Raw genomic sequence first — 2371 nt, 5'->3', positions numbered from 1 at the left:
GGCGCCGCCCTGATCGGGCTGCTGGGTGTCGAGCGCCGCGAGGCGGGCGGGCCGCTCGTTCATGCGGGGCTGACGCTCCTCCGCGCGGGCCTGCTCGCGCTCCCCTCGTTTGCGGGCCCGGGGGCCCCTGCCGTTGTCTGTCATGTCCGTCTCCTGAGAGAAGTCGATCTGTCGTCCGATGGGATTCACCTGGGCGATCGTGATGGTCACGGGGTCACCCACGCGGAAGGTCTGACCGCTCGAGCGGCCCTTGAGCATCTGTGCGTCCTCGATGAAGAAGTAGTAGTCGTCGTCGAGGTTGCTGATGTGCAGCAGCCCTTCCACGCCGTTCTCCAGCGCGACGAACAGGCCGAAGCTCGTGACGCCGCTGACCGTCCCGTCGAAGGTCTCCCCGAGGTGGGCCTGCGCCCACTTCGCCTGGTAGTACTTCGTGAGGTCACGTTCCGCCTCGGCGGCGGAGCGCTCGCGTTCGCTGGTGTGCTCGCCCATCTTCGGCAGGGCGGCGCGCAACTCCTCCATCTCCCGTCCCTGCCCGCGTCCCTCGATCACGGCGCGCACCGCGCGGTGCACGATCAGATCCGGGTAGCGGCGGATGGGGGAGGTGAAGTGCAGGTACTCCTCGAAGGCGAGGCCGAAGTGACCGAGGTTCTCCTCGGCGTACCGCGCCTGCTTCAGCGAGCGCAGCAGCAGCGTGTTGACCGCCGTCTCCTGCGGGGTGCCGCGCACCTGCTTCAGCGCCGCCTGGTACGCCTGCGGCGTCGGCTCCGTCCCGAGGCCGATGCCCATCTTCGCGAGGGCCGCACTGACCTCCTGGAAGCGGCCCGGGGTGGGGTCCTCGTGCACGCGGTAGAGCGCGGGCACGTTCCGTTCGAGCAGGAAGCGCGCGATGACCTTGTTCGCGAGGAGCATCAGGTCCTCGATCATGCCGCGCGCCGTCTCCTCGCGGATCGGGATGAGCTGGAGGTTGCCCTCCTTGTCCACGTCCACCTTGACCTCACGCAGCTTGAAGTCGAGGCTGCCCTCACGCAGGCGCTTCTGACGCATGCGCGTGGTGAGCTTGAGCAGCAGGTGCAGGTCGCCCTCCACCTTGCGGGCGTGCTCCGGCAGGGTCGCGACGCCCTCGCTGTAGGCCTGCACCTCGTCGTAGGTGAGGCGCGCCTGCGAGCGGATCACGGATTCCGCGACCTGCACGTCCTGCACGTCGCCGTCCGCGTTCACGGTCACGAGCGCGGAGAGCGTGAGGCGGTCCTCGTTCGGCACGAGGCTGCACACGCCGTTCGAGAGCCGCTCGGGCAGCATCGGCAGGACGCGGCCGGGCAGGTACACGCTCGTCGCGCGGGCGTAGGCGTCCTCGTCGAGGGCGGTGCCGGGACGCACGTAGTGCGACACGTCCGCGATGTGGACGCCCACGAGGAAGTTGCCGTTCTCGGCGGGGCGGATGTGGATCGCGTCGTCGAAGTCCTTCGCGTCGCGGCCGTCCACCGTGAAGACGTGCTCATCGCGCAGGTCCAGCCGACGCGCGATCACGTCGTCGGGAATGCGCGCCGGGACGCCCTCGGCCTCCGCGAGGGCCGCCCCGGAGAACTCGGCCTGCAGGTCGTACTTGAAGATGACGGCCTGCGTCTCGGTCTCGGGATCGTCGGTCTCGCCGAGGAGCTTCTCGACGCGGCCGAACACCTCGTCCTCGCCGGTGTGCTCCGGCCAGAAGAGCCGCGCGATGACGCGCGCGCCCACCGGCACGTCCTCCGTGCCGTCCGGAACGAGCAGGATGCGGTGCCGGGCGCGGGTATCGTCCGCCTTGAGGATCGCGTAGCCCTTGGAGCGCTCCAGCGTCCCGACGAGGCTGGAGTGATGCCGCTGCACGATGCGCACGACGGTCGCGCGAGGCGAGGACTCGCGTCCGCCGCGGCGTCCGCCGTCCGAACGGCCCTCGGGCCGCACGAGCACCGTGTCGCCGTTCCAGGCTTCCAGGGTGGATTCGGGCGGGATGTAGTAGTCGTCGCCGCCGCCCTCGGGAATCACGAAGCCGAAGCCGCCGCTCGTGGCCTGGAAGCGGCCACGCACGAGGTTCATCGCCTCGGGAAGGCCGTAGGTGCGCTTGCGGGTGCGGACCACGTCACCCGTCGTGACGAGGCGCTCCAGGCTGCGCTCCACGTCGCCGCGCGACTCGAACTGCTCGCGCTCGCGGCGCGGGATCTGACGTTCGAGGTCGCGGACGTGCACGGGACGGCCCACGCGGCGCAGCAGGTCCAGCAGCAGCGAACGCTCGTCCGTCGGGGTCTCGTCCTCCTCGGGACGGGCCGCGACGCTCACGGCGTCGGGCGTGCTGGGCACGCTGGGACCGTCCGGCAGGGCGGGCGCGGTCGGCTCG

1 protein-coding gene is annotated in these 2371 nt (G+C 70.6%); it reads right to left on the bottom strand.

Going from position 1 to position 2371, the window contains the following annotated elements; translation table 11 throughout:
- Positions 1 to 2371: ribonuclease R (gene rnr, locus DEIPI_RS32055; RefSeq protein ID WP_169737142.1), on the bottom strand; the 2371-nt coding region annotated here is incomplete at both ends.

It is taken from the genome of Deinococcus pimensis DSM 21231, from assembly GCF_000519345.1.
Classification (GTDB): Bacteria; Deinococcota; Deinococci; order Deinococcales; family Deinococcaceae; genus Deinococcus_A; species Deinococcus_A pimensis.
Note: the sequence above shows the minus strand (reverse complement) of the source record. Positions and strands in the feature narration are given on the sequence as shown.